The sequence below is a fragment of the Nocardiopsis sp. CC223A genome (assembly GCF_030766825.1).
Classification (GTDB): Bacteria; Actinomycetota; Actinomycetes; order Streptosporangiales; family Streptosporangiaceae; genus Nocardiopsis.
This window is the reverse complement of record NZ_JASFDV010000061.1, coordinates 17,929-44,694: the sequence shown is the minus strand read 5'-3', so window position 1 is coordinate 44,694 and position 26,766 is coordinate 17,929. Positions and strand designations below refer to the sequence as shown.

Genomic DNA, 26,766 nt, shown 5'->3' with positions numbered 1-26,766 from the left:
CCCGTGGTGCTGCTCGCCTCCGGCCGGGAGTGGCCGCGGCTGCTGCCCGGCCAGTCCCTCACCGCGCGCGGCGTGTTCGTCGCCGCCGAGGACGACCCCTTCCTCGGCGCCCTGGTCCTGGTGCGCGGCCCGCCCCGCGAGGCGGCTCCGCCCGACCGGTGGCAGGGGTTCGCCGGCGACGTGCGGGCCGGGCTGCGCGGCGCCGCCGCCGGCCTGCCCGAGCCCGGACGCGGCCTGCTGCCCGCCCTGATCGTCGGCGACACCTCCGGGGTGGACGCGCGGGTGGCGGAGGACTTCCGTGCGACCGGGATGACGCACCTCCTCACCGTGAGCGGCGCCAACCTCGCCATCCTGACCGGGGTGGTCGTGGCGCTGGGCCGCCTGGTGCGCGCGCCGCCGTGGTGGACGGTGGCGGGCGGGGCCGTGATGATCTGGCTGTTCGTCCTGGTCTGTCGCCCCGAACCCAGCGTGGTGCGGGCCGCCTTCATGGGCTCCCTCGCCCTGCTGGCGCTGGCCACCGGCCGCGCCCACATGGCGCTGGGGGCACTGGGCGTGACCGTGGTGGGGGTGCTGTTCGCCGCCCCCGCCCTGGCGTCCTCCTACGGCTTCGCGCTGTCGGTGCTGGCCACCGCGGGCATCGTACTGCTGGTGCCGCGCTGGACCCGGGAGTGGTCGGTGTCGGTCCCCCGGGTCCTGGCCGAGGCCCTGGCCGTGGCGGTGGCCGCGCACCTGGCGGTCGCCCCGGTGGTGGTGACCCTGTCCGGCGAGGTGTCGTGGGTGGCGGTGCCCGCCAACGTGCTGGCCGCCCCGGTGGTGGCGGTGGTGACGGTGCTGGGCTCCCTGGTCGCCGCCCTGGCGGTGGTCGCGCCGGGGGCGGCGGCCGCGGCGGCGGTGGTGCCCGGATGGGGTGTGGCCTGGATCGCGGCGGTGGCCCAGGTGGGCGCCCGTGTCCCGTACGGGGCGCTGCCCTGGCGGGCCGACCTCGCGGGGGCGCTGCTGCTGGCCGTCCTGGTGGTGGCGCTGGTGGCGTCCCGGGGCCGGGTGCGGCGGGCGCTCGCCGCCGGAACGGTGGCGGTGCTGCTGCTGGCCGCCGCGGCCCGCTGTCTGCCCGGCGGGTGGCCGCCGCGGGACTGGGCGGTGGTGGCCTGTGACGTGGGCCAGGGAAGTGCCTTCGTGCTGTCGGTGGCCCCGGGCACGGCGGTGGTGGCGGACACGGGCGAGCACCCGGAGGCGGTCGACGGCTGCCTGGAGCGCCTGGGGGTGCGCGAGGTCCCCCTGTTGGTGCTGAGCCACGACCACGCCGACCACGTGGACGGCGTCCCCGGGGTGCTGCGGCACCGGCCGGTGGACCGGGCGCTGGTCCCGCCGGGGTTCGTCGGCACCCCGGTGGGCGGGCTGCTCGCCGAGGCCGGTGTGGAGCAGTCGACCGCCGAACGCGGCGCCCGGCTGCGGGTGGGCGCCTGGACGCTGCGCGTCCTGTGGCCGCCGCCCGGCTTCCGCGGCTCCGTCAACGACGGATCGGTGGTGGTGCGCGCCGACGCACCGCACCTGTCGGTGCTGCTGCCCGGCGACGTCGAGGAGGGGGCCCAGCGCGGAATGCTCGGGGCACCGCTGGCCGTGGCGGTGCTGGCGGTCCCCCACCACGGATCGGCGGCGCAGGACCCGGAGTTCCTGGAGGCCACGGGGGCGCGGGTCGCGCTGACCTCGGTGGGCGCCGACAACCCGTACGGCCATCCGGCGCCGTTCACGCAGAGCGTGCTGCGCCGGATGGGCGCGCTGGACCTGCGCACCGACCTGTCGGGGGACATCGCGGTGGTCGGCTCCGGCGAGGGCCCCCTGGCGCTGATCCGGGGACCGGACCGGTCGCTTCGGCGCGCGGGAGGTCGGTGGGGCGTGGCATGCTCGTGGTATGCCTGCACCCGCCCCGATCACGATCATCGTCGGCGACGAGGAGCTCCTCGTCGACCGGGCCGTCGCCGCCGTCGTGGCCGCCGTCCGCGCGGAGGACCCGGAGGTGGACGTCCACGACCTGGTCCCCGCCCAGGTGGGCCCGCACACCCTGGTGGAGGTCACCTCGCCGTCGCTGTTCGGCGACCGCCGGGTGGTCGTGCTGCGCTCCGCCCAGGACCTGGTCAAGGACCTGGCCGAGACGGTGACGGCCTACCTCGGGGACCCGGCCGACGACGTCACCCTGGTCCTGACGCACGCGGGCGGCAACAAGGGCAAGGCCCTGTTGCAGGCGGCGCAGAAGGCGGGGGCGGTCCGGGTCGACTGCAAGGGCCCGACCAAGGGTCCCGAACGCGTGGCGTTCGTCAAGGCCGAGTTCTCGGCGGCGGGCCGGCAGATCACCCCGGACGCCGCCCAGGCACTGCTGGACGCGGTCGGCAGCGAGCTGCGCGAGATCGCGGCGGCCTGCACCCAGCTGATCGCCGACACCGAGGGGCGGGTGGACGCGGCCGCGGTGGCCCGGTACCACTCGGGCCGGGCGGAGGCGTCGGGGTTCACCGTCGCGGACCGCGCGGTGGAGGGCCGCCTGCCCGAAGCGCTGGAGCAGCTGCGCTGGTCGCTGGCGGTGGGCACCGCGCCGGTGCTGATCAACAGCGCGCTGGCGGGCGCGGTGCGCGGTATCGCCGTGGTGGCGGGGCCCTCGCGCGGCGGCTCGGACGCGGACCTGGCCAAGAGCGCCAAGGTGCCGCCGTGGAAGCTGCGCACCCTGCGCCAGCAGGCACGCGGCTGGTCCCCGGCGGGCATCGGCCGGGCGATGGCGGTGGTCGCCGAGACCGACGCGCTGATCAAGGGTGCGGGCCGCGACCCGGAGTACGCCCTGGAGCGCGCCGTCATCGAGATCGCCCGGGCCCGCGGCCGCCGCTAGTGGATGGTGTGGCCGCCCTGCCACACGTGGAGGGCCTTGAGGCCCATCGACCACGCGAACGCGCCCTCGTGGTCGGCGTCCCACTGGACCAGGTCGGCGAGGTTGCCGGGGGCGAGCATGCCGCGGTCGGCGATCCCCAGGGCGCGGGCGCCGCCGACGGTGGCGGCGTGCAGCGCCTCCTGCACGGTCATCTGGAACATGGCCACGGACAGGGAGATGATGAGCGGCATGGACGTGGCGCCGCTCTGCCCGGGGTTGTGGTCGGTGCCCAGGCCGACGGGCACTCCGTGGTCGAGCAGGGCCCGCACCGGCGGGTGGCGGCGTTCGTGCAGCGAGGTGGTGGGGCAGGCCACCACGGGGGTGCGGGTGGCGGCCAGCGCCAGGATGTCCTCGTCGTCGGTCTCGTGCAGCAGGTCCACGGAGGTGCAGCCGAGCTCGGCGGCCATGCGCACCGCACCGTGGCGGGGGCGTGAGCAGGCGTGCAGCGTGGTGCGCAGTCCGACGGACTGGCCCACGGACAGGAGCATCCGCGCGTCGTCGGTGGTGAACTGCCGGTTGTCGCAGTAGACGTCCACTCCGGCGGCGCCGACCTGGGCGGCGTCGGCCAGCCAGGAGGCGACGGTGGCGACGTACTCGGCGGGGCGGCCGAAGAACTCCGGCGGTACCCCGTGGGCGGGGAAGAACGTGATGTGCAGGCGCGGCATGCCGGGCTCCTCCTCCAGGGAGCGCAGCAGGCGCACGTCGGCCAGTTCGCCGTCGCGGGTCAGGTGGTAGCCGGTCTTGGCCTCGACGGTGGTGGTCCCGGTGATGACCCAGTGCCGCAGCCGCTCCCGCACGGCGTTGCACAGTGTCCAGGGGTCGGTGCCGCGGGTGATGGTGACGGTGGTGGACACCCCGCCCCCGGCCGCGAAGATGTCCCCCTGGGAGGCGCCCTTGGCCCACATGTTGACCTCGGCGTAGCGGTCGCCCGCGTAGACGGGGTGGCAGTGGGCGTCGACGAGTCCGGGCGTGATGAGTCCGCCGCCGATGTTGATGATCTCGTCGACGTCGGTGAGGTCCTCGTAGACCCCGGGCAGCCGCTGGGGCAGTTCGGCGGCGGGGCCGACCCAGGCCACCCGCTCGCCGTCGATCAGGAGTGCCGCCTTGGTCAGCATCTCGTCGCCGGTCCACAACCGACCGATATTGCTGAGGAGTACGACCGCCATGGTCAGCCGCCGGTCAGTTCCGCCGCGTGGAGGGGAGGGAGGGGTCGTGCAGGGAACGGGCGGACATGGCGACCTCGTATCTGGAACGATCCGACAGGGCCGACAGGGGCGGCCGGGGGCACCGCCGCGCGGGCCGGGGATCCCGGCGCGCCGGGCGCGCCGTGTCCGCCGGTCGATGGGGCGGCGGCCGGTGCTCCAAAACCGTAGTCCATTCTCGGACTCCGTGTACACCTCTCCACAGGGAGGAATGCGAGCATTCCACCGCAGACCTCGCGAGAGGTCGACGTGACGAACCCCATTCCCACCCCTGGTGACCTGCTGGCATCCGATACCCGACGGGCGCGTCCACCCCGACCGCGAACATGAGAGCCCGTCGCCGGCCCCGCCCCCGCACGCCGAACGGGCCCGGCCGCGTCGGCGGTCGGGCCCGTTCGGGTGCGGATCGGCAGGTGCCGATCAGGCGGTGCTGAGGGCGAACTCCTCCAGCCTGCCCGCCAGGATCTGCGAGACGAAGGCGTGCAGCTCGGTGCCCGTCTCGGTGTGCTCCTCGGCGAGGACACGCCCCTCCTCGTGCACCTTGGCGACCAGGTCGCCGCGCGAGTAGGGCACCCGGACGCGCACCTCGTGCGCGAGCTCGGGCAGTGCCTCGGCCAGTGCGGTGACCAGCGCGGCCACGCCCTCCCCGGTCCGGGCGGAGACCTCGACCATGCCGGGGTGGCGTGTGCGCAGCACCTTGAGCACGTCCGGGTCGGCCGCGTCGACCTTGTTGACCACGATCAGCTCGGGCACGTCGGTGGCGTCGATGTCGGCGAACACCTCGCGCACCGCGGTGATCTGGCTCTCCGGGTCGGGGTGCGACCCGTCGATCACGTGCAGGATGAGGTCGGCGTCGGCGACCTCCTCCAGGGTGGACCGGAACGCCTCCACCAGCTGGTGCGGCAGGTGCCGGACGAACCCGACGGTGTCGCTGAGCGTGAACGCCCGGCCGTCGGGCGTGCGCGCCTGGCGGACCGTGGGGTCCAGGGTGGCGAACAGGGCGTTCTCCACCAGGACTCCGGCGCCGGTCAGCCGGTTGAGCAGGCTGGACTTACCGGCGTTGGTGTACCCGGCGATGGCCACCGAGGGCACCTGGCGGGTGCGGCGGACGTCGCGCTTGACGTCGCGGGCGATGCGCATGTGGGCGAGCTGCCTGCGCAGCTTGGCCATCTTGTCGTTGATGCGCCGCCGATCGGTCTCGATCTTGGTCTCACCGGGACCGCGCAGGCCCACGCCGCCGCCGGCGCCGCCGCCACCGGAGCCGCCGGCCTGTCGGGACAGGCTGTCGCCCCAGCCGCGCAGGCGCGGGAGCAGGTAGTTGAGCTGGGCCAGTTCGACCTGGGCCTTGCCCTCGCTGCTGCGCGCGTGCTGGGCGAAGATGTCCAGGATGAGCGCGGTGCGGTCGACGACCTTGACCTTGACGACGTCCTCCAGCTGACGCAGCTGGCCGGGGGTGAGCTCACCGTCGCAGATGACGGTGTCGGCCCCGGTGGACTCGACGATGTCGCGCAGTTCGGCGGCCTTGCCCTTGCCGACGTAGGTGGCGGGGTCGGGCTTGGAGCGGCGCTGGGTGAGGCCCTCCAGGACCATGGCCCCGGCGGTCTCCGACAGCGCGGCCAGTTCGACCAGCGAGTTGTCGGCGTCGGCCTGGGTGCCGCTGGTCCACACGCCGATCAGGACGACGCGCTCCAGCCGCAGCGACCGGTACTCGACCTCGGTGATGTCGGTGAGTTCGGTGGACAGTCCCTGGACGCGGCGCAGTGCGTGCCGGTCCGCGAGTTCCATCTCGCCCTGGTCGGGGACGTCCCCGTTCATGTGACGGTCGCCGCCGGTGTCGCGACGGGACCCCTCACCGGTGTCGGTCCCGTCCTCGGTGGCGAACGTGTCGTGGAGCCTCTCCTCGTCGGCGGCCTCGAAGGCCTCGCGGGTGCTTCCACGGGTTTCAGCAGTACTCATATCCCTCCAGGTGGGTCAACGCGGTCACCGGGGTGATTCTTCCCGGTCCGCGCCGTGCGGACCGCCCCGTCGATGGTGACACGCGCTTCCCGTCGGGGCACCTGAATTATCGCAGGACACGTGGCGGAAGACACCCCGCCGCCACAGCGCTTTCAAACACCCTCCGGCCAGCTCGAACACAAGAACCGCGGAAGTTATCTGAGAATTTTCAACAAGCTTCACGCTGTGCGAAACTTCGAAGTCATGCAGGGTGGGGGCTGCGTTGACCACGCCTCACCAGCAACGGTAGCGTTTTCCACATCCCAGAAGCTTGTTTCGTATTGCGGAAGGTATGCCATGGGCGCCACCCACGGGGTCGAGATCACCGGCCCCCTCAACGACCGGTTCGACGAGATCCTCACCGACGAGGCGCTCGCCCTCGTCGCCGAGCTGCACCGCGCCTTCGAGGAGCGCCGCCGGGAGCTCCTGGCCGCGCGCAAGGTCCGTGAGGAGCAGGTCGCCTCCGGCACCGACCTCGACTTCCTCCCCGAGACGAAGCACATCCGCGAGGACGACTCCTGGCGGGTCGCCCCGCCCGCCCCCGGCATCACCGACCGCCGCGTCGAGATCACCGGCCCGACCGACCGCAAGATGACCATCAACGCGCTCAACTCCGGCGCCAAGGTGTGGCTGGCCGACTTCGAGGACGCCAACACCCCGCTGTGGGAGAACATGATCCAGGGGCAGCTCAACCTGCGCGACGCCCTGGACCGCACCATCGACTTCACCTCCCCCCAGGGCAAGACCTACACCCTGAAGGCCGACGAGGAGCTGGCCACCATCGTGGTCCGCCCGCGCGGCTGGCACCTGGACGAGAAGCACATCCTCGTCGACGGACAGCGCGTCAGCGGCGGCATCGTCGACTTCGCCCTCTACTTCCTCCACTGTGCGCAGCGCCAGCTGGACAAGGGCAAGGGCCCGTACTTCTACCTGCCCAAGATGCAGAGCCACCTTGAGGCGCGCCTGTGGAACGACATCTTCGTCCTGGCCCAGGAGCGCGTGGGCATCCCCCGCGGCACCATCCGCGCCACCTGCCTGATCGAGACCATCCCGGCCGCGTTCGAGATGGAGGAGATCCTCTACGAGCTGCGCGAGCACTCCGCGGGCCTGAACGCGGGCCGCTGGGACTACCTCTTCAGCCTCATCAAGACGCACCGCACCCGCGGCAGCAAGTTCGTGCTGCCCGAGCGCAACGCCGTCACCATGACCGCCCCGATGATGCGCGCCTACACCGAGCTGCTGGTCAAGACCTGCCACAAGCGCGGTGCCCACGCCATCGGCGGCATGGCCGCGTTCATCCCGTCCCGCAAGGACGAAGAGGTCAACAAGGTCGCCTTCGCCAAGGTCCGCGACGACAAGTCCCGTGAGTCCGGCGACGGCTTCGACGGCTCCTGGGTCGCCCACCCCGACCTGGTGCCGATCGCCATGGAGATCTTCGACGGCGTCCTGGGCGAGCGGCCCAACCAGATCGACAAGCAGCGCCCCGAGGTCGAGGTGACCGCGGCCGACCTGTTGGCCGTGGACCGGACCCCGGGCGGCGTCACGCAGGCGGGCCTGCGCGGCAACATCAACGTCGCGTTGCAGTACCTGGCGGCCTGGATGGGCGGCAACGGCGCGGTGGCGATCCACAACCTCATGGAGGACGCCGCCACCGCCGAGATCTCCCGCTCCCAGATCTGGCAGTGGCTGCACAACGGCGTCACCCTCGACGACGGCCCCGAGGTCACCGCCGAGCTGGTCACCCGGATCATCGACGAGGAGCTGGCGACCATCCGCGAGTCCCTGGGCGCGGCCTTCGACGAGGACCTGTACAAGCAGGCCAAGGAACTGTTCTCCGAGGTCGCGCTGGCCGACGAGTACGTCGACTTCCTGACCCTGCCCGCCTACGAGCGCATGCCGTAGGACGCACCCGGCCCCCGGGTCGCGTACACGGCGACGCCTTCACAGCACGCCACCCGCGACCCGGACGACCACACGGATCGGCCCCGGTCGGCCACCACACGGAAGAACACCCGGCAGCCGACGAGTACGTCGACCTCCCGACCCTGCCCGCCTACGAGCGCATGCCGTAGGACGCACCCGGCCCCCGGGTCGCGTACACGGCGACGCCTTCACAGCACGCCACCCGCGACCCGGACGACCACACGGATCGGCCCCGGTCGGCCACCACACGGAAGAACACCCGGCAGCCGACGAGTACGTCGACTTCCTGACCCTGCCCGCCTACGAGCGCATGCCGTAGGACGCACCCGGCCCCCGGGTCGCGTACACGGCGACGCCTTCACAGCACGCCACCCGCGACCCGGACGGCCACACGGATCGATCCCGGTCGGCCACCGCACGGAAGAACACCCGGCGGCCACGCCCGGCCGAACGGGCACCCCGGTTGTTCCAGGGGCGGTGATCCACACGGATCACCGCCCCTCCTCCGTTCCTCCGAACCGCACATTCCGCACGCCCTCTTGTGTCATGGGCCACACGGCCGTACTTTTCCATCACGGGGCCGTCCACACAGAGGTCCGACCGCACCCGAGCCGACGGCCCGGGAGGCGCCATGCCCGACACCGCCCACCCGATCCCGGCCGCCGTGGCCGCGCTCGTCCCCCGCCTGCGAGCGATCTGCGGCGGGGACGGCGTGCTGACCGACACCTCCCGGCGCCGCGTCTACGACAGCGACGGCATCACCCACCACCGCGAGATCCCCGGAGTGGTGGTGCTGCCCACCACCGCCGAGCAGGTCGCCGCCGTGGTGGGGCTGTGCGCCGGGACCGGGGTCCCGTTCGTCCCCCGCGGGGCGGGCACCGGCCTGTCCGGGGGCGCGCTCCCCCACCCCGAGGGCGTACTGCTGTCCACCTCCCGCATGCGCCGCATCATCGAGATCGACCCCGCCAACGAGTGCGCCGTCGTCGAACCCGGGGTGGCCAACCTCGACGTCAGCCGGGCCGCCGCCCCGCACGGCTACTACTACGCACCCGACCCCTCCAGCCAGCAGGTGTGCTCGGTGGGCGGCAACGTCGCCGAGAACTCCGGGGGCGCGCACTGCCTCAAGTACGGGTTCACCGTCGACCACGTGCGCGGACTGGACGTGGTCACCCCCGACGGCGCCCTGGTCCGCCTGGGCGGCAAGGCCCCGGACGCACCCGGCCACGACCTCATCGGCGCGTTCACCGGCTCCGAGGGCACCCTGGGCGTCACCACCCGGATCACCGTGGGCCTGACCCGGCTGCCGGAGCGGACCGTCACCCTGCTGGCGGCGTTCACCTCCATGGACGCGGGCGGGCGCGCGGTCGGCGACATCATCGCCGCCGGGGTGCTGCCCTCGGCGATCGAGATGATGGACGCCCTGGCCATCGAGGCCGCCGAGGCCGCGGTGGCCTGCGACTACCCGGCGGGCGCCGCGGCGGTGCTCATCGTGGAGCTGGACGGCCCGGCCGTCGAGGTCCGGGCCCAGCTCGCCGAGGTGACCCGGCTGTGCGCGGCCGCGGGGTCGTTCGAGACCCGCACCGCCGCCGACGCCGACGAGCGGGCCCGGATCTGGAAGGGCCGCAAGTCGGCGTTCGCCGCCGTGGGCCGGATCAGCCCCGCCTACATCGTCCAGGACGGGGTGGTGCCCCGCACCGCCCTGTCCGAGGTCCTACGCCGCATCACCGAGCTGTCGGCGCAGAGCGGCATCCGGGTCGCCAACGTGTTCCACGCCGGGGACGGCAACCTGCACCCGCTGGTGCTGTTCGACGACGCCGAACCCGGCGCGGCCGAGCGCGCCGAGGAGGTGTCGGGGGCCATCCTCGATCTGTGCGTGGAGCACGGCGGGTCCATCACCGGCGAGCACGGGGTGGGCGTGGACAAGGCGTGCAAGATGCCGCGCATGTACTCCCCCGACGACCTGGCGACCTTCGACCTGTTCCGGGGCGCCCTGGACCCGGAGGGGATCGCCAACCCGTACAAGCTGCTGCCCACCCCGCGCCTGTGCGGGGAGAGGCCGGGCGTGCGCACGGGTGTGCACCCGCTGGTGGAGTCGGGTCGGGCCGAGCAGTTCTGAGCGAAGGGACCGGTGTGACGCGGCAGGGGATCGAGGGCGTCCGCGCGGGCGGACCGGGCGACGCCGTGTGCGGTGTCGTCCCGGCGCACGCAGCGCGCCCGCGGGACGTGGACGAACTGGCCGGGCTGCTGGCCGAGGCGACCCGGAACGGGTGGTCGGTGGCCGCCCGCGGCGGCGGCACCGCCCTGGACTGGGGCGGCCGGCCGACCTCCGTGGACCTGCTGGTGGACACCGGCGCCCTGAACCGGATCGACCACGACCCGGGCGACCTGGTGGCGGAGGTCGGCGCGGGCACCCCGGTGGCCGAACTGGCGGCGGTGCTCGCGAAGGCGGGCCAGCGCCTGTCGGTCGACCCGGTCCGCGCCGGGGGGACCGTGGGCGGCCTGCTGGCCACCGGCCTGTCGGGGCCGCGACGGCTGCTCACCGGCGCGCTGCGGAGCCTGGTCATCGGCATGACGGTGGTGCGCCCGGACGGGGTGGTGGCGCGCAGCGGCGGCCGGGTGGTCAAGAACGTCGCCGGCTACGACCTCGCCAAGCTGCACGTCGGCGGGTACGGCACCCTCGGCGTCATCGCCTCCGCGGCCTTCCGCCTCCACCCCCTGCCCCCGGCCCTGCGGCTGATCGAACTGCCGCTGCCCTCCCTCGCCCACGCCGAGCGCCGTCTCACCCTGCTGCGGGCGAGCCACGCCGTACCCGCCGCGGTGGAGATCGACTGGCCTGTGGAGGGGGGGTCGCGCCTGCGCGTGGTGTTGGAGGGCACCCCCGAGGGGGTTCGGTCCCGCGCCGACGAACTGGTCGCCGCGCTGGCCCGGGGCCTGCCCGCCGAGGAGGTGACCGTGGGCGACGCCCTGCCGCCGGGCTGGGGGCTGCTGCCCGCCGAGGGGACCCTGGTCCGGCTGTCCGTGCCCCCGGCGCAGGCGCCCGCGGCCGCGGCCCGGGCCGCCGAGCTGGGCGGGGCCGTGGACACCGACGTGCGCACCACCGGGTCGGCGCGGACGGGGGCGCTGGTCGTCGCCGTGCCGCCGGGTGCCCGCGCGTCCGCCGTCACCGTGCTCCTGGAGGGGCTGCGCTCCCACTCCGGTTGGGCGGCGACCGTCGTGCGCGCGGAGGAGCACCTGCACACGGCGGGGATCGACCTGTGGGGCGAGGTGCCCGGGCTCGCGGTGATGCGCGCGGTCAGGGACGCCATGGACCCCGACCGCCGCATGGCGCCCGGGCGCTTCGTGACCGACGCCCCGCACACCCCCCGGGAGGAACGACCGTGACCGACCTGCCCGACCCCACTGCCCCCCGCCCCTTCGAGGAGCTGCTGGGCGACTGCGTCCATTGCGGCTTCTGCCTGCCCACCTGCCCCACCCACGTGCTGTGGGGGCAGGAGATGGACTCCCCGCGCGGGCGCATCCACCTCATGGCGCAGACCCACGACGACGTGCTGACCGAGGCCGCCGTCGGCCACTTCGACAACTGCCTGGGCTGTCTGGCCTGTGTGACCGCCTGCCCCTCGGGGGTGGCCTACGACGCCCTCATCGACCGCACCCGGGTCCGGGTGGAGCAGGAGCACCGGCGGCCGCTGCCTGAACGGGCGCTGCGCGGCGCGGTGTTCGCGCTCTTCCCGCACCGGCGGCGGCTGCGCCTGCTGCGCGGACCGCTGCGCGCCTACCAGGCGTCGGGGGCGTCCGCGCTGGTGCGCCGGTCCGGGCTGCTGGACAGGATCTCCCCCGCACTGGCCACCATGGAACGCGTCGCCCCGCCGCTGTCGGCCCCACCGCCCGCCGTCCCCGAACTGGTCCCGGCGGTGGGCCGGGCACGCGCCCGGGTGGGGATGCTGCTGGGCTGCGTGCAGGACGCGTTCTTCCCCGACGTGAACACCGCGACGGCGCGGATCCTGGCGCTGGAGGGCTGTGACGTCGTCGTCCCCCGCGACCAGGGCTGCTGCGGCGCGCTCTCGGGCCACGCCGGGCGGGGCGCCGAGGCGGCGGGGTTCCTCCAAGCGCTGATCGGCGCGTTCGAGCGCGCCGACGTGGAGCGGATCGTGGTGAACTCGGCGGGCTGCGGCTCGGGGATGCGCCACGCCGAGCGGGTGCTGTCCGAGGCCGGGGCCGACGACGCCCTGGTGCGGCGGGGCCGGGCGTTCGCCGCCGGGGTCGTGGACCTCGCCGAGTTCCTGGTGGACCTGGGCCCGGTGGCCGAACGCCACCCGCTGCCGCTGCACACCGCCTACCACGACGCCTGCCACCTGTCCCACGGCCAGGGCGTGACCCGCCAGCCGCGCACCCTGCTGGCGGGCATCCCGGAGCTCACGGTGTCCGACCTGCCGAACAAGGAGATCTGCTGCGGCTCGGCGGGCGTCTACAACCTGTTCAACCCCGGACCCGCCCGGGAGCTGGGCGACCGCAAGGCCGCCGACGCCGCCTCGACCGGTGCCCGGCTGCTGGTGTCGGGCAACCCCGGCTGCTCGCTCCAGATCGCCTCCGCCCTGGAGCGGGCGGGCACCCCGATGGCGGTGGCGCACACCGCCCGGGTCCTGGACGCCTCCCTGCGCGGCCTGCCCGTGCGGAGCCTGCTGGGTACCGGCTGAGACCGGTCAGAGCAGGGAGGTCTCGCCCTCGGCGACGATGACCGCCGGGCCCCTCAGACGGGCCCCGTCGGCGTCGAGGAACACGGTGCACTCGCCGCCCGGGACGCGCACCCGCCAGGTGGCACCCTCCCCGGGCGGGGTGGCCGCCGCCGCGGTGGCGACGATGCCGGTACCGCAGGAACGGGTCTCCCCCGCACCGCGCTCGTACACGCGCATCTGTAGCACGCCCGGGCCGACCTCGTTGTACACCTCGACGTTGGCCCCCGCGGGGAACGCCTCGGGGTCCAGCACCGGCAGGGTCCGCAGGTCCACCTCGGCGACCGGCGCGGAGATCTCGCAGGCCAGGTGCGGGTTGCCCACGGAGATGCGGGCGCCCTCCACCGTGCGGTCGGCCAGCTCGGCCGATGAGGTGCCCAGCCGCTCCACGCGGCCCATGTCGATGGTGATGTCGCCGTTCGCCTCGACGGCGACCTCCTTGGCCCCGTCCCGGGTACCGACCTCGAACCGGTCGCCGGCGGCCAGACCCGCGTGGAGCAGGTAGCGGGCGAACACCCGCACCCCGTTGCCGCACATCTCGGCGATGCTGCCGTCGGCGTTGCGGTAGTCCATGAACCACTCGGTGCGCTCGGCGGTGCGGGCGGACGGGGCGAGCTCCTCGCCCAGGGCCCGGGTGCGCACCACGCGCAGGATGCCGTCGCCGCCGATCCCGGCGCGCCGGTCGCACAGCAGGCGGACGTCCGCCTCCGTGAGGTCGAGCTCCCCGTCGGGGTCGGGGAGGATCACGAAGTCGTTCTCGGTTCCGTGGCCCTTGGCGAATCGCATGCGCCAAGAGTAGTGCCCGCACGTGCCCGGCGACGCCCGCGAGCGGCTTAGGCTGGGGGGATGATCAAGGTGATCGCGGTCGTGGGTCCGACCGCCGTGGGCAAGTCCGACCTGGCCGTGGAGCTGGCCCTGCGCCTGGAAGAGCGCACGGGGCGCCGCGGCGAGGTGATCAACGCCGACTCCATGCAGCTGTACCGGGGGATGGACATCGGCACCGCCAAGCTCCCGTTCGAGGAGCGGCGGGGTGTGCCCCACCACCTGCTCGACATCTGGCACGTCACCGAGCCCGCCGACGTCGCCAGCTACCAGACGCTGGCGCGCGAACTGGTGGAGGACTGCACCGACCGGGACGTCCTGCCGATCCTGGTGGGCGGTTCCGGACTGTACGTGCGGGCGGTCCTGGACCACCTGGACTTCCCCGGCACCGACCCGCAGGTGCGCGGCCGGCTGGAGGCGGAACTGGCCGAGGTGGGCCCGGGGGTGCTGCACGCCCGGCTGGCCGAGGCCGACCCGGCGGCGGCACGGGCGATCCTGCCCGGCAACGGGCGCCGGATCGTGCGGGCGCTGGAGGTCATCGAGCTGACCGGGCGGCCGTTCACGGCGACCATGCCCGACCACGCGTCGTTCTACCCGTGCACGCAGATCGGGCTGACCGCCCCGCGCCCGGAGCTGGACCCCCGCATCGACCTGCGGGTGGACCGCATGTGGGAGCAGGGCCTGGTCGACGAGGTCCGCGGGCTGGCCGACCGGGGGCTGCGCGAGGGCCGCACCGCGTCCAAGGCGCTGGGGTACGCCCAGGCGCTGGCGCAGCTGGACGGAGAGCTGTCGGAGGAGGAGGCGCGGGCGGCGACCGCCCAGGCCACCCGCCGGTTCGCCCGGCGGCAGGAGTCGTGGTTCCGCCGCGACCCGCGGGTGCGCTGGTTGCCCTACGACGCCCCCGACCTGGTGGAGCGTGCGCTACAGCAGGTGGACACGGCGCTGTCGGCGGCGGACGACGAACCCGGCGAGGCGCTGGTGGACATCGCGACGATGGTCCCGCGGAACCTGTAGCCGCGAACCGGAACACACGAGGGGGCGCGCCCGCGGGCACGCCCCCTCTTCGCCCTCCCCGTCCGGCCTCCTCCGTGAACCGGCCGACGGCGAGGCCCCGCCCCGCGGGTGGACTTCGGCGGCCCGCAGGTCGGGCCCCGGAGCCGGTGCCGACCGGACGGCGACGGCCCCGGTGCGCGCACCGGGGCCGTTCCGAGCGGTGGATCAGACGAGGTCGCAGCCGCCCGCGGGGGCGGGCTGCTCGGCGGGCCTGCCGATACGGGGCATGCCCAGCAGGACCTCGGGCTTCTTCTCCTGGAGGGGCTCGCCGTTGCGGGCGGCCCAGGCGTCCCCGGCGCGGGTGCGGCGCAGGTCCCGCACCCCCGAGTCGGCCACCAGGTGGTGCGGCGCGGCGTAGGTGACCTCGACGGTCACCACGTCGCCGGGCCGGGGCTCCTCGGCGTCGCCCACGGCGAAGTGCACCAGGCGGTTGTCGGGGGCGCGGCCGGACAGGCGGCGGTGCTCCCCGTCCTTGCGGCCCTCCCCCTCGGCGACCAGCAGCTCGACCTCGGTGCCGACCAGCTTCTTGTTCTCCTCCCAGGAGATCTGCTCCTGGAGGTCGACCAGCCGCTGGTAGCGCTCCTTGACGACCTCCGGCGGCACCTGGTCGTCCATGGTGGCGGCGGGCGTGCCGGGGCGTTTGGAGTACTGGAACGTGAACGCGGCCGAGAAGCGGGCCTCGCGGACCACGTGCAGCGTCTCCTCGAAGTCCTCCTCGGTCTCGCCGGGGAAGCCCACGATGATGTCGGTGGTGATGGCGGCGTGCGGCATGGCCTCGCGCACCTTCTCCACGATGCCCAGGAACCGCTCCTGGCGGTAGGACCGGCGCATCGCCTTGAGGACGCGGCTGGACCCCGACTGCAACGGCATGTGCAGCTGCGGCATCACGTTGGGGGTCTGGGCCATGGCCTCGATGACGTCGTCGGTGAAGTCGCGCGGGTGCGGGGAGGTGAAACGGACCCGCTCCAGCCCCTCGACCCCACCGCAGGCGCGCAGCAGCTTGGAGAACGCCTGCCGGTCGCCGAAACCGCTGCCGTAGGCGTTGACGTTCTGGCCGAGCAGGGTGATCTCGCTGACGCCCTCGGCGACCAGGGCCCGCACCTCGGCGAGGATGTCGCCGGGGCGGCGGTCCTGCTCCTTGCCGCGCAGCGCCGGGACGATGCAGAAGGTGCAGGTGTTGTTGCACCCGACCGAGATCGACACCCACGCCGCGTACGCCGACTCGCGGCGGCTGGGCAGCGTGGAGGGGAAGTGCTCCAGCGACTCGGCGATCTCGACCTGCGCCTCCCTCTGGACGCGGGCGCGCTCCAGCAGGGCCGGCAGGGAACCGATGTTGTGGGTGCCGAACACGACGTCGACCCAGGGGGCGCGCCGGACGATCTCACCGCGGTCCTTCTGCGCCAGGCAGCCCCCGACGGCGATCTGCATGCCGGGGTTGGCGTCCTTGACCGGGCGCAGGTGCCCGAGGTTGCCGTACAGGCGGTTGTCCGCGTTCTCCCGGACCGCACAGGTGTTGAAGACGACGATGTCCGCGGTGGTGTCCTCGGCTGCGCGCGCGTACCCAGCGTCCTCCAGCAGACCGGAGAGGCGCTCGGAGTCGTGGACGTTCATCTGGCAGCCGTAGGTCCGCACTTGGTAGGTACGACTCTGGCTCACGTCCTCAGGCTATCCGGTGCCGCGGACCGCACGAGGCCGCGTTCGGGGCGGTCACGGGCCGTCGCCCGCCCGGGCCGGCCGAGATCCGCGGGACATCCGGGTGTCGAGCGCGTGACCAGGGGGAAGGAGGCCGACATCGAACGCGGTGCCACGCGGCGCAAAAGGACTCTGGAGGATGAAAAGGCGGCCCTACGTGACGAAGGTGGAGCTAACCCTCCGAAACGATAACGGTTTCACGAATCGCGTCGTAACAAGTCTGCTACTCCGCGACGGGCGTGCGTTTTCGTGATGACACGGCAACATCGAGACACTAGGTTCCGACCATGACCACAACTCCTCTCGTCGTGCTGGAGAACGTCAACAAGCACTTCGGCGACCTGCACGTGCTCCGCGACATCAATCTGACGGTTAACTCCGGCGAGGTGGTAGTCGTCATCGGGCCGTCCGGTTCCGGCAAATCGACGCTGTGCCGCACGATCAACCGCCTGGAGACGATCGACTCCGGCGTGATCACCCTCGACGAACAGCCGCTCCCTGCCGAGGGCCGCGCGCTCGCGCGCCTGCGCAGCGACGTGGGCATGGTGTTCCAGTCGTTCAACCTGTTCGCGCACAAGACCGTGCTGCAGAACGTGACGCTGGGCCCCATGAAGGTGCTGCGCAAGTCCAAGAGCGACGCCGAGGCCCGCGGCATGGAGCTGCTGGAGCGGGTCCGTATCGGCGACCAGGCCCACAAGTACCCCGCGCAGCTGTCCGGCGGACAGCAGCAGCGCGTGGCCATCGCCCGTGCCCTGGCGATGAATCCGAAGGTCATCCTCTTCGACGAGCCGACCTCCGCCCTGGACCCGGAGATGGTCCAGGAGGTCCTCGACGTCATGACCGACCTCGCGAGCGAGGGCATGACCATGGTCGTGGTCACCCACGAGATGGGGTTCGCCCGCCGTGCCGCCAACCGGGTCGTGTTCATGGCCGACGGCGAGATCGTCGAGGAGAACACACCCGACGAGTTCTTCACCAACCCGCAGTCGGAGCGGGCCCAGGACTTCCTCTCGAAGATCCTGACCCACTAGCAGTTCCCCCGCGGCCCCGACGGGGCCACGAGGTTCGCACGCATCTCAAGGAAGAGGTATCCCCAATGCGAGTCCGTCGCATCAGCACCGCCCTGGGCAGCACCGCGGCCCTGGCGCTCGCCCTCACCGCCTGTGGTACCGCCGAGGTCGGCGGCGACGGCGGCGACGGTGGCGGCGAGGGCAACGGCGGTGGCGAGACCATCACCATCGGCGTCAAGTACGACCAGCCGGGCCTGGGCCTGGACGAGGGCGGCACCCCCGTCGGCCTCGACGTGGACGTCGCCACCTACATCGCCGGTGAGCTCGGCTACACCCCGGACCAGATCGAGTGGACCGAGGCCGCCTCCGCCAACCGCGAGTCGTTCCTCCAGCAGGGCACCGTCGACATGATCGTGGCGACCTACTCGATCACCGACGAGCGCCGCGAGGTCGTGGACTTCGCCGGTCCGTACTACATCGCCCAGCAGGACATCCTCACCCAGGCCGACAACACCGACATCAACGGCCCCGAGGACCTCGAAGGCCTGACCCTGTGCTCGGCCTCCGGCTCCCGCTCCGCCAACAACATCGTGGACTCCGAGGAGGACGGCGGCCTGGGCATCGACGCGCAGCTGCGCGAGGCCGGCAACTACTCCGAGTGCCTGGAGCTGCTCGGCAACGGCACCGTCGACGCGGTGACCACCGACAACACCATCCTCGCGGGCTTCGCCGCCCAGAGCCCGGGCGAGTACCGGGTCGTCAACAACGCGTTCGGCGAGGAGAAGTACGGCGTGGGTCTGCCCGCGGGCTCCACCGAGCGCTGCGAAGAGGTCAACGCGGCCATCACCAAGATGTGGGAGGAGGGCGCGGCCCTCGAATACCTGGAGGCGGCCTTCGGTGAGACCGACTTCGCCTTCGAGGAGAGCCAGCCCGCGCTCGACCCCTGCGCGTAAGTCCGCCATCTGACCCCGTCCGGGAGGTGGGGCCGGGACGTCCCGGCCCCACCTCCCGGCCCTTGACCGGCTGGGACCCATGGAAGCCTTTCTCAGCAATATCGACAGGGTTGTCGACGGTTTCTCATGGACCGTCCGGCTCACCCTCGCCAGTGCCCTGTTCTCGTTCATCCTGGGCATCCTGCTCACCGCGATGCGGGTCTCCCCCGTCCCCCTGCTGCGCGGCATGTCCACCGCCTACGTCGAAGGCATCCGGAACACACCGCTGACCCTGGTGCTGCTCTTCTGCGGCCTGGGCCTCAACAGCGCCCTGGGCCTGAGCTTCAGCGACACCGTCGCCCTGGACGTGTTCTGGTGGGCGGTCATCGGCCTGTCCGCCTACACGTCCTGCTTCGTCTCCGAGTCACTGCGGTCGGGTATCAACACCATCCCGCTCGGACAGGTCGAGGCGGCCCGCTCCCTGGGCCTGACCTTCACCCAGAACCTGCGGCTGATCGTCATCCCGCAGGCACTGCGCACCGTCGTGGGCCCGCTGGGCAGTGTGCTCATCGCGCTCACCAAGAACACCACCGTCGCCTCCGTCGCGGGGCTGGGCGTCCAGGAGGCGTCCCGGCAGATGAAGCTCATGTTCGACCAGGGCATCGCACCGGTCCTGCCGACCTTCGTCGGGTTCGCGATCGGCTTCCTGATCCTGACCCTGCCGACGGGTTACTTCTTCGGCTGGCTGTCCAAGCGCGTGGCGGTGGTCCGATGAGCGCCCAGTCCGTCCTCTTCGACGCCCCCGGCCCCCGCGCCCGGCAGCGCAACATCCTCTACACGGTCCTCACCGTGGTCCTGGCCGCGATCGGCCTGGCCATCCTGTACCTGGGGTTCAACCGGACCCTGACCGACCGGGAGGGACCGCTGTTCTCGGCGGCCACCTGGGCGGTCAACCCGGAGGGCCAGTGGGCGGCCGACAAGTGGGAGCCGTTCCTGCGGCCCGACACGTGGACCGGCTACGTCCTCCCCGGTCTACAGAACACCCTGACCGCGGCGCTGACCGCGTCGGTGCTGGCCGTCCTGTTCGGCCTGGTCTTCGGCATCGGCCGGCTCTCCGAGCGCGCGTGGATCCGCATCCCCTCCGGGGCCGTCGTGGAGTTCTTCCGCGGCATCCCGCTGCTGATGCTGATCTTCTTCACCATGGCGCTGCCGATCGTCGCCTGGCAGATATTCGGCATCCCGACCGGCACCTTCCAGGTGACCGCGCTGATCGCGGTCGTCACCGGCCTGACCCTGTACAACGGGTCGGTGCTGGCGGAGGTGTTCCGCGCGGGCATCCTGGCCGTGCCCAAGGGCCAGTCCGAGGCCGCCCAGGCCGTCGGCATGACCCGGACGCAGACGATGTGGCAGATCCTGATCCCGCAGGCGGTCACGTCGATGATGCCCGCGATCGTCGCCCAGCTGGTGGTCCTGCTCAAGGACTCCGCGCTCGGCTACATCGTCGCCTTCCCGGAGCTGCTGCGCAGCTTCACGCTGCTGGCCACCCGCGAGAGCAACGTGATCCCGGCGGCGATCATCTGCGCGGTCATCTACATCATCATCAACATCACCCTGAGCCGGATCGCGATCTGGCTGGAGCGGCGCAACGCCCGGCGCGGCCGCCCCTCGGCCAGGGCCACCGCGGCCGGCGGCGTCCCGGCCGCGGTCGACGCCACCGGGACGGCCGCCGGTGCGGCCGCCGTGGAGGAGCCCGACGAGGGCCCGGACGGCACCGGGGGCTCCGAGAAGCCCTGAGCCCCCGGCACGGTCCGGTACCCGACCGACGGCCCCGCCCACCCGGTGGACGGGGCCGTCGGCGTTCCGCTCCGAACCGGTGGGCGAACCCTCACCGTTCTTCCCGGATATCGCCCCGACCTCCAGCGGGGCAACATGTTCCGGGGCGAAGTCCCGGGGTATGCCGAGCTCCCGCTGTGCGATAACGGCGGAGCCTGCACAGTAGGGGCGGGAGCCGGTGTGAGTCGGCAAGGGCCCTCCCCTGTAAGCGGAACCGGGCCGTCAGGCCAGGCCGAACCCCCCTCCTTCAGAAGGGGGAAAAGTCAAAAGACGGATACGGGATCCGGCGGGACTGCACACGCGGCCCCGCGAGGACTAAGGTCGACATGTCATCCGATACACCCCCACGACCCCTCCTGAGCGGGATATGTCTGAACTGTCGAGCCACGGCTCCTGGCCATCGCCCATCAGCGCCGCCGACGTCGCCCGTGGAGTGCGCGCCCTCGCCTTCCCCGCCGTCGTGGGCGACGAGGTGTGGTGGGAGGAGAACCGGCCCGAGGAGGGCCGCCGGACCATCATGCGGCGCGACGCGGACGGCACCCCGACCGAGCTGCTGGCCGCCCCGTGGAGCGTGGGCAGCCGCGTGCACGAGTACGGGGGCCGGGCCTTCCGCCCCGTGCCCCGGCGCGACGACAAGGCGCTGGTGCGCATGGGAGTCGTCTTCGTCAACTCCCCCGACCAGCGCCTGTACCTGCTGGAGCGCGGCTCCGCCGAGCCGGTCCCGCTGACCCCCGAGCCGGACGCGCCCGCCGCCCTGCGCTACGCGGAACCGACCCTGGGACCCGACGGCCGCAGCATCCTGTGCGTGCGCGAACAGCACTCCCAGGGCACGGTGCGGCGGTCCATCGTGTCGGTGCCGCTGTCGGGCCGGGGCGCCTCCGACCCGTCCGCCGTGCGCGAGATCGTCTCCGGCGCCGACTTCTACGCCTCCCCCACCCCCTCCCCCGACGGGACCCGGCTGGCGTACGTGCGCTGGAACCACCCCAAGATGCCCTGGGACGGGACCGAGCTGCGGATGGGCCTGTTCGACGGCGACGGGCTGACCGGCGAGTACACCCTCAAGGGCTCCTCGGAGGAGTCGGTGGTCTCCCCCGTCTGGATCGACGACACCTCCCTGTACGCGGCCTCGGACTGGCCCGGCTGCTGGAACCTGTACCGGGTGGGGCTCACCGGCCCGGCCGTCGCCCAGTACCCGGCCGAGGAGGAGTTCCACACCCCGCCGGGACGGCTGGGCGACCGGTCGTTCTGCCTGCTGGACTCGGGGAAGGTGGTGGCGCTGCACGGCGACGCCGACATGGTGCCGGGCGTGTACGACCCCGACACCCTGGACCTGGCCCCCGTGGACACCGACCTGACGACCTGGTCGATGCTCGACACCGACGGGCGCACCGTCGTGGGCGTTGCGGCCTCGCCGACCGTCCCGCAGTCACTGGTCAGGCTGGACCCCGAGACCGGCCGGGTGGAGGTGCTGCGCGGATCGATGGAGTCGGTCCCCGACACCGCCTACCTGCCCGTCCCCCGCAAGGCCACGTTCCCGGGCCGCTACGGCGCCCCGGTGCACGCCAACGTCTACCCGCCGACCCACCCCGAGCACACGGCGACGGGCCCCGCACCGTACGCGGTGTGGGTGCACGGCGGACCGGTGTCGCACGCCACCACCGCGTTCGACCCGGTCAAGGCGTACTTCACCAGCCGGGGCATCGGCGTGGTGGACGTCAACTACGGCGGCTCCACCGGATACGGGCGCTCCTACCGCAAACGCCTGCACAAGGAGTGGGGCGTGGTGGACGTCGAGGACGTCACCGCGGTGGCCCGGGCCCTGGTCGAGCAGGGCGAGGCCGACCCGGAACGGCTGGCGGTGCGCGGGCCGAGCGCGGGCGGGTACACGGCGCTGATGGCGGTCACCGGGGACGTGTTCGCCTGCGGGGTGTCCTACTTCGGGGTGACCGACCTGCTGGGCCTGGTGCGCACCACCCACGACTTCGAGTCGCGGTTCCTGGACACCCTGGTCGGCCTGCTGCCGGGCTTCGTCGAACGCTACCGGGAGCGGTCGCCGATCAACCGGACCGCGGAGATCGACGTGCCGGTCCTGCTCCTCCAGGGCCTGGAGGACCCGGTGGTGACCCCCGACCAGGCGTTCGCCATGGCGACGGCCCTGGGCGAGCGGAAGGTGCCGTACGCACTGGTGGAGTTCGAGGGCGAGCCGCACGGCTTCACCGGGGAGCGGGCGCGCCGGGAGTCGCTGGAGGCCGAGCTGGGGCTGTACGCGCGGGTGTTCGGGTTCGCGGCGGACGTGCCGCCGCTGGAGCTGGCCACCGAGCCGCCCGCCCCGCGCCCCGAACCGGAGCCCGCGGACGAGCCGTTCCAGACCCCGCCGGACGGCGTGCCCGCCGCCGCGGTCCCGGAAGGCGACGAACCCCCGCCGGGAACCGGAGACGGCCACACCCCGGCACAGCAGACGCAGCCCGCTTCCGGGCACTGAACCGCAGCCGAGGGCCGGGTGGGCCGACGGCCGGTCGGCCATAAACGAGCCGTTCCAGACCCCGCCGGACGGCGTGCCCGCCGCCGCGGTCCCGGAAGGCGACGAACCCCCGCCGGGAGCCGGAGACGGCCACACCCCGGCACAGCAGACGCAGCCCGCTTCCGGGCACTGAACCGCAGCCGAGGTCCGGGTGGGCCGACGGCCGGTCGGCCATAAACGAGCCATTCCAGACCCCGCCGGACGGCGTGCCCGCCGCCGCGGTCCCGGAAGGCGACGAACCCCCGCCGGGAGCCGGAGACGGCCACACCCCGGCACAGCAGACGCAGCCGAGGGCCGGGCGGGTCGGCGACCGGTCGGCCGTGGTCGCACTCGCACAGCCGCCGGTCGCTGAGCGCACCGCTCGGGTCTGCGGGGTCTGATCAGTCGGTCGGCTCGCCGATCCGCAGCCGGTTGCCGTCGGGGTCGAGCAACGCCAGCTCACGGCCCCACGGCGCCTCCTCGACGGAGACGCCGAACGCGGCGGCGACCGCGTCGACATCGTTCAGCCGCAGGTAGACCAGGGTGTCCGGGCGCGCGTCGCCGGTGTGCTCGGACAGGAACAGCCGGACCCCTCCGCGGTGCACCTCGACGAAGGCCGGCAGCCCCGGCTCGAACCGGTGCTCCCAGCCGAACTCGAATCCGAGCCGCGCGTACCATCGAACCGCTGCGGCGGCGTCGGCCACCCGCAGAATCGGAATGACCTCCTCGGCCATGTCACCCCCTCCGTCACGGTGCACCCCCATCCCGGACGCCACCACCGGGGGGCGTCCACCGGCCACCCCAGCGGCTCCCCGCGGAGCAGCGGGTCCAGGGCCCGGCCCCCGTCCCGGGCGGCGAGCAGGTCGGTGGGGAGAGCCGTCCGTGTCCCCACCCCGTGGCGACACCCGCCTTGTTGCCGGTCGTGGCCGAGTGCCTCTCCTGCACCAGGGTCGGGCTCACTCCGGGGGCTCCCCCAGGTCGGCGTCGACGCCCTCGGACTCCAGTTCCTCGCGGACGATCCGGTAGGACAGCCCGCCGCCGTAGCCCTTGCGGGCCAGCACGCCCAGGGCCCGGCGGACGCGGGTCTCGCGCTCGCGGCCGCGACTGCCGGAGAGGCTGCGCCGGGCCAGTGCCCTGGCGGCGGCCGCCTCCTCCTCGTCGCCGAGTTCGGCGACCGCGTCCCGGACGGTCTCCTCGGCCACCCCGCGGGTGCGCAGCTCGCGGGTGAGCGCGGCGCGGGACAGTCCCCGGCCGTGGTGGCGCGAGCTCACCCAGGCGCGGGAGAAGACGGCGTCGTCCACCAGCCCCGCCCGCGTGCACTCGTCCATGACCGTGGCCACGATCTCCTCCTCGTGGCCGCGGCGCAGCAGCCCCGCCTCCAGTTGGGCGGCGGTGCGCGGCTTGTGCGCGAGCATCCGCAGGGCCAGGGTGCGGGCCCGGTTCAGTGCCTTCTCCCCGCCGGACGACGGCGCGGCGCCATCGGTGCCGTCGCCGTCCGGCGGGGTGTCCGGCTCACGCATCCGTCGCGGGCGCCTTGACGGTGGTGGTCTTGGCCGGGGCCTTCTTCGCCGGGGCGGCCTTGGCCTCGGCGGCCGGGGCGGCGGCAGGAGCCTTGTCGGCGGCCGCCGCCTTCGGGGCCTCCGGACCCGAGGCGCTGTCGTCGCCGGTGGAGACGCCCAGCTTCTCCTTGATCTTCTTCTCGACCTCGTTGGCGATGTCGGAGTTCTCGCGCAGGAAGTTGCGCGCGTTCTCCTTGCCCTGGCCGAGCTGGGTGCCGTCGTAGGTGTACCAGGCGCCCGACTTGCGCACGATGCCGTGCTCCACGCCCAGGTCGATCAGGCTGCCCTCACGGGAGACGCCCACCCCGTAGAGGATGTCGAACTCGGCCTGCTTGAAGGGCGGCGCGACCTTGTTCTTGACGACCTTGACGCGGGTGCGGTTGCCGACCGCGTCGGTGCCGTCCTTGAGCGTCTCGATGCGGCGCACGTCCAGGCGCACCGACGAGTAGAACTTCAGCGCCCGCCCACCACTGGTGGTCTCCGGGCTGTTGTGCACCATGACGCCGTCGACGAAGTAGTTGTGGTTGCCCTCGACCTCGATGTCGAACTTGTGCATGCCCCGGGTCTCCGGCTTGACCTGGATGTCGAGCACGCGGGAGGCGACCAGACGGTCCACCGGCTCCGAGAACTCCGGCGCGACCTCACAGCGCTCCTGGTAGCGCGGGAGCAGCTTGTATGCCATGGACTCGTGGACGTAGGGCGCCACGATCTCCTGGAAGCGGGCGCTGGCAGCCGTGGTGAACCGGATGTGCTGTTTGGCCGCGGCTCCCTTGACGGCCAGGGAGACGTCCAGGCCGTGGGTGTCGCGCAGATAGGCGACCAGCCGCTGCCGGGAGCCGGGGCTCATCGCCTCCACGCAGATCTCGATGCGCCCGCTACCACCCTCGGTACGGGCCTGCACACCCTTGGAGCGCACGGTGAAGCAGCCGTCGTCCATGTACCAGACCGCCAGGGCCAACGGTGTGAGGGCCTTGAGGTACTCCCAGCTCAGGTGCTTCTTGCCGTCGCCGAAGTAGACCGCCTCGCGCAGTTCGGCCAGCTCGGGCAGGGGGGTGAAGTCGGCGAACACCGCGCCCTTGTCGTTGGTCGTCCGGCTGTGGCCGACGTTGCCGAGCAGCGAGACCTTCCAGTCCAGGTAGGCGGCCTGGTCGGCACCGTGCCCCATCCGGAAACGGGTACCGTCGCGATCCCGCCGGTTGGGCGAGAGGCTCCCGTCGCCCATGAGGGAGCCCAGGACGACCTGGCGCTGCTGCTCGTTGAGGTGGTGCTTCTGCGCGGTGAGCACCCGGTCGCCGGGCATGAGATCTCCGGCCTCGCGCCAGCCTCCCGGCGTCCGGATCAGGTGGTTGGTCGTCGCCGCGAACTGGGAACGGCCGTTGCCCCCGGAGCGCTCCACCGTGAACTGGAGGAAGTGGTCCGAGACACCGTTGTCGAACCAGTTGACGATCCGCCGGGGGACGATCTCGTCCCGCTCGGGGTCGTAGGAGAGGACCTCGACGTCCATCTTCTGGTTGACGATCTTGCCGATCTTCTCCTGCGTGCCGTCGGCGAGCGTCACCCGGGTGTTGTAGTGCATGCACCCGAACATCACACCGACCTTCTCGCGAAGCTGGTTGATGAAGATCGCGGTGGTGCCGGTCTGGTTGAGCGCGCCGGCGATCTTGCGCAGTGCCTGCGACATGAGCCGGGCCTGGAGGCCGACGTGGCTGTCGCCCATCTCGCCCTCGATCTCGGCGCGGGGCACCAGGGCCGCCACGGAGTCGATGACGATGATGGAGACCGCGCCGGAGCGGATCAGCATGTCGACGATCTCCAGCGCCTGCTCACCGGTGTCCGGCTGGGACAGCAGCAGGTTGTCGGTGTCGACGCCGATCTTCTTGGCGTACTCGGGGTCCAGCGCGTGCTCGGCGTCGACGAACGCGGCGATACCGCCCAGTTTCTGCGCGTTGGCCACCGCGTGCAGCGCGACGGTCGTCTTTCCGGACGACTCCGGTCCGTACACCTCCACGATCCGGCCGCGCGGGATGCCGCCGATGCCCAGTGCCACGTCGAGGGCGATCGCCCCGGTGGGGATGGCCTCGATGGGCGGACGGTCGTCGTCGCCCAGGCGCATGACGGAGCCCTTGCCGAACTGCCGCTCGATCTGCGCGAGGGCGGTTTCGAGAGCCTTCTCTCGGTCTCCAGATGCCACGGGATACCCCTGTTGGGTCGATGCCTTCTTCTTCATGATGTGCACGACGCTACGCGGTCGGTCCGACAATCGCGGTGTCCGGCGTCGGCCTGTGGACAACCCCAGCCTACCCGAACCCATGTTCGATTCTCGTGCGAACGCGGAAAGCGCCGCCCCCCTTTTCCTCTGTGTCCGGTCAGCGCGCCCCGCCTGGTCAGCGCGCCGTCGCCGGGAGGTCGAAGGCGTCGCAGACGGCCCGCCAGACCTCCTTGGCCGCGACCCCGTCGGCGAGCGCCCCCTCGACGGTGCGCGAGCCCAGCCCCTCGATCACGTAGTCCTTGGCCAGGCTCTGTGCGTACGCCTCGCCGAACTGCTCGTACATGTTGCGCCAGAAAACAGTCAGTCTCATCGGCCCCAGTATCGTCGATCCTCCG

19 protein-coding genes and 1 pseudogene are annotated in these 26,766 nt (G+C 72.7%); 12 read left to right on the top strand and 8 right to left on the bottom strand.

All coding sequences use genetic code 11. The annotated features are described in order from the left end of the window. Positions 1-1,860, top strand: a pseudogene (locus QJS33_RS21915) (ComEC/Rec2 family competence protein); the annotation flags it as partial. A 49-nt stretch (positions 1,861-1,909) separates the two neighbouring features. Beyond that, positions 1,910-2,872 carry a DNA polymerase III subunit delta gene (gene holA / locus QJS33_RS21910; protein ID WP_306369918.1) on the top strand — a complete coding sequence of 321 codons (963 nt, stop codon included), beginning with the start codon at positions 1,910-1,912 and terminating at the stop codon, positions 2,870-2,872. On the opposite strand, the gene QJS33_RS21905 is transcribed toward holA, so the two are convergent. Together QJS33_RS21905 and hflX are read right to left on the bottom strand one after the other, a co-directional pair. Beyond that, positions 2,869-4,077, bottom strand: a complete 1,209-nt coding sequence (locus tag QJS33_RS21905; protein WP_306369917.1) for an amidohydrolase family protein — start codon at positions 4,075-4,077, stop codon at positions 2,869-2,871. The two genes, holA and QJS33_RS21905, sit on opposite strands and share 4 nt — an antisense overlap. 456 nt (positions 4,078-4,533) lie before the next feature. Then, complete coding sequence (gene hflX, locus QJS33_RS21900; protein WP_306369916.1) at positions 4,534-6,069, bottom strand: GTPase HflX; 1,536 nt, start codon at positions 6,067-6,069, stop codon at positions 4,534-4,536. A gap of 336 nt (positions 6,070-6,405) precedes the next feature. Between hflX and aceB the strand changes: the two genes are divergently transcribed. From aceB to QJS33_RS21880, 4 genes are all read left to right on the top strand, one after another. Beyond that, complete coding sequence (aceB, locus tag QJS33_RS21895) at positions 6,406-8,010, top strand: malate synthase A (RefSeq protein ID WP_306369915.1); 1,605 nt, start codon at positions 6,406-6,408, stop codon at positions 8,008-8,010. 652 nt (positions 8,011-8,662) lie between these two features. Further along, complete coding sequence (locus QJS33_RS21890; RefSeq protein WP_306369914.1) at positions 8,663-10,147, top strand: FAD-linked oxidase C-terminal domain-containing protein; 1,485 nt, start codon at positions 8,663-8,665, stop codon at positions 10,145-10,147. A gap of 14 nt (positions 10,148-10,161) precedes the next feature. Further along, complete coding sequence (locus QJS33_RS21885; protein WP_306369913.1) at positions 10,162-11,412, top strand: FAD-binding oxidoreductase; 1,251 nt, start codon at positions 10,162-10,164, stop codon at positions 11,410-11,412. A gap of 5 nt (positions 11,413-11,417) precedes the next feature. Then, entirely contained in the window at positions 11,418-12,725 is a 1,308-nt protein-coding gene (locus tag QJS33_RS21880) for a (Fe-S)-binding protein (protein ID WP_372339695.1), read from the top strand. A gap of 6 nt (positions 12,726-12,731) precedes the next feature. Here the strand turns inward: QJS33_RS21880 and dapF are convergent, their stop codons facing one another. Next, positions 12,732-13,547, bottom strand: a complete 816-nt coding sequence (dapF, locus tag QJS33_RS21875) for a diaminopimelate epimerase (protein ID WP_306369911.1) — start codon at positions 13,545-13,547, stop codon at positions 12,732-12,734. A 60-nt stretch (positions 13,548-13,607) separates the two neighbouring features. On the opposite strand from dapF, the gene miaA reads away from it, so the two are divergent. After that, positions 13,608-14,597 carry a tRNA (adenosine(37)-N6)-dimethylallyltransferase MiaA gene (gene miaA / locus QJS33_RS21870; protein ID WP_306369910.1) on the top strand — a complete coding sequence of 330 codons (990 nt, stop codon included), beginning with the start codon at positions 13,608-13,610 and terminating at the stop codon, positions 14,595-14,597. A 204-nt stretch (positions 14,598-14,801) separates the two neighbouring features. Here the strand turns inward: miaA and miaB are convergent, their stop codons facing one another. Beyond that, the gene (gene miaB, locus QJS33_RS21865; RefSeq protein WP_306369920.1) at positions 14,802-16,268 is read right to left on the bottom strand and encodes a tRNA (N6-isopentenyl adenosine(37)-C2)-methylthiotransferase MiaB; all 1,467 of its coding nucleotides are present in this window, start codon (positions 16,266-16,268) and stop codon (positions 14,802-14,804) included. 347 nt (positions 16,269-16,615) lie between these two features. Here miaB and QJS33_RS21860 point away from each other — a divergent pair, with 347 nt between their 5' ends. From QJS33_RS21860 to QJS33_RS21840, 5 genes are all read left to right on the top strand, one after another. Continuing rightward, the gene (locus QJS33_RS21860; RefSeq protein WP_306369909.1) at positions 16,616-17,359 is read left to right on the top strand and encodes an amino acid ABC transporter ATP-binding protein; all 744 of its coding nucleotides are present in this window, start codon (positions 16,616-16,618) and stop codon (positions 17,357-17,359) included. A 65-nt stretch (positions 17,360-17,424) separates the two neighbouring features. Continuing rightward, positions 17,425-18,291 (top strand): glutamate ABC transporter substrate-binding protein, encoded by an 867-nt coding sequence (locus QJS33_RS21855; RefSeq protein ID WP_306369908.1) that lies wholly within the window; start codon positions 17,425-17,427, stop codon positions 18,289-18,291. A gap of 79 nt (positions 18,292-18,370) precedes the next feature. Further along, on the top strand, positions 18,371-19,045 hold the full coding sequence (locus QJS33_RS21850) for an amino acid ABC transporter permease (protein WP_306369907.1): 675 nt from the start codon (positions 18,371-18,373) through the stop codon (positions 19,043-19,045). Next, positions 19,042-20,064, top strand: coding sequence for an amino acid ABC transporter permease (locus QJS33_RS21845; RefSeq protein WP_306369906.1), 1,023 nt, complete (start codon positions 19,042-19,044; stop codon positions 20,062-20,064). The genes QJS33_RS21850 and QJS33_RS21845 overlap by 4 nt, the downstream gene beginning before the upstream one ends. A 406-nt stretch (positions 20,065-20,470) precedes the next feature. Beyond that, complete coding sequence (locus QJS33_RS21840; protein WP_306369905.1) at positions 20,471-22,585, top strand: prolyl oligopeptidase family serine peptidase; 2,115 nt, start codon at positions 20,471-20,473, stop codon at positions 22,583-22,585. Positions 22,586-23,004: 419 nt separating this feature from the next. Here the strand turns inward: QJS33_RS21840 and QJS33_RS21835 are convergent, their stop codons facing one another. From QJS33_RS21835 to QJS33_RS21820, 4 genes are all read right to left on the bottom strand, one after another. Next, a complete protein-coding gene (locus tag QJS33_RS21835; protein WP_306369904.1) occupies positions 23,005-23,337 on the bottom strand; it encodes a glyoxalase superfamily protein in 333 nt (110 codons plus the stop codon). A 222-nt stretch (positions 23,338-23,559) separates the two neighbouring features. Further along, complete coding sequence (locus QJS33_RS21830) at positions 23,560-24,123, bottom strand: regulatory protein RecX (RefSeq protein WP_306369903.1); 564 nt, start codon at positions 24,121-24,123, stop codon at positions 23,560-23,562. After that, a complete protein-coding gene (gene recA / locus QJS33_RS21825) occupies positions 24,116-26,353 on the bottom strand; it encodes an intein-containing recombinase RecA (protein WP_372339694.1) in 2,238 nt (745 codons plus the stop codon). The genes QJS33_RS21830 and recA overlap by 8 nt, the downstream gene beginning before the upstream one ends. A gap of 193 nt (positions 26,354-26,546) precedes the next feature. Beyond that, a complete protein-coding gene (locus QJS33_RS21820; RefSeq protein WP_306369901.1) occupies positions 26,547-26,741 on the bottom strand; it encodes a DUF3046 domain-containing protein in 195 nt (64 codons plus the stop codon). Between the last annotated feature and the right edge of the window lie 25 nt (positions 26,742-26,766).

Excerpts from the sequence above, each read along its gene's own strand:
- holA (WP_306369918.1), top strand. The coding sequence starts at position 1,910 with ATGCCTGCACCCGCCCCGATCACGATCATCGTCGGCGACGAGGAGCTC.
- QJS33_RS21905 (WP_306369917.1), bottom strand. The coding sequence starts at position 4,077 with ATGGCGGTCGTACTCCTCAGCAATATCGGTCGGTTGTGGACCGGCGAC.
- hflX (WP_306369916.1), bottom strand. The coding sequence starts at position 6,069 with ATGAGTACTGCTGAAACCCGTGGAAGCACCCGCGAGGCCTTCGAGGCC.
- aceB (WP_306369915.1), top strand. The coding sequence starts at position 6,406 with ATGGGCGCCACCCACGGGGTCGAGATCACCGGCCCCCTCAACGACCGG.
- QJS33_RS21890 (WP_306369914.1), top strand. The coding sequence starts at position 8,663 with ATGCCCGACACCGCCCACCCGATCCCGGCCGCCGTGGCCGCGCTCGTC.
- dapF (WP_306369911.1), bottom strand. The coding sequence starts at position 13,547 with ATGCGATTCGCCAAGGGCCACGGAACCGAGAACGACTTCGTGATCCTC.
- miaA (WP_306369910.1), top strand. The coding sequence starts at position 13,608 with ATGATCAAGGTGATCGCGGTCGTGGGTCCGACCGCCGTGGGCAAGTCC.
- QJS33_RS21860 (WP_306369909.1), top strand. The coding sequence starts at position 16,616 with ATGACCACAACTCCTCTCGTCGTGCTGGAGAACGTCAACAAGCACTTC.
- QJS33_RS21855 (WP_306369908.1), top strand. The coding sequence starts at position 17,425 with ATGCGAGTCCGTCGCATCAGCACCGCCCTGGGCAGCACCGCGGCCCTG.
- QJS33_RS21850 (WP_306369907.1), top strand. The coding sequence starts at position 18,371 with ATGGAAGCCTTTCTCAGCAATATCGACAGGGTTGTCGACGGTTTCTCA.
- QJS33_RS21845 (WP_306369906.1), top strand. The coding sequence starts at position 19,042 with ATGAGCGCCCAGTCCGTCCTCTTCGACGCCCCCGGCCCCCGCGCCCGG.
- QJS33_RS21840 (WP_306369905.1), top strand. The coding sequence starts at position 20,471 with ATGTCTGAACTGTCGAGCCACGGCTCCTGGCCATCGCCCATCAGCGCC.
- QJS33_RS21835 (WP_306369904.1), bottom strand. The coding sequence starts at position 23,337 with ATGGCCGAGGAGGTCATTCCGATTCTGCGGGTGGCCGACGCCGCCGCA.
- QJS33_RS21830 (WP_306369903.1), bottom strand. The coding sequence starts at position 24,123 with ATGCGTGAGCCGGACACCCCGCCGGACGGCGACGGCACCGATGGCGCC.
- QJS33_RS21820 (WP_306369901.1), bottom strand. The coding sequence starts at position 26,741 with ATGAGACTGACTGTTTTCTGGCGCAACATGTACGAGCAGTTCGGCGAG.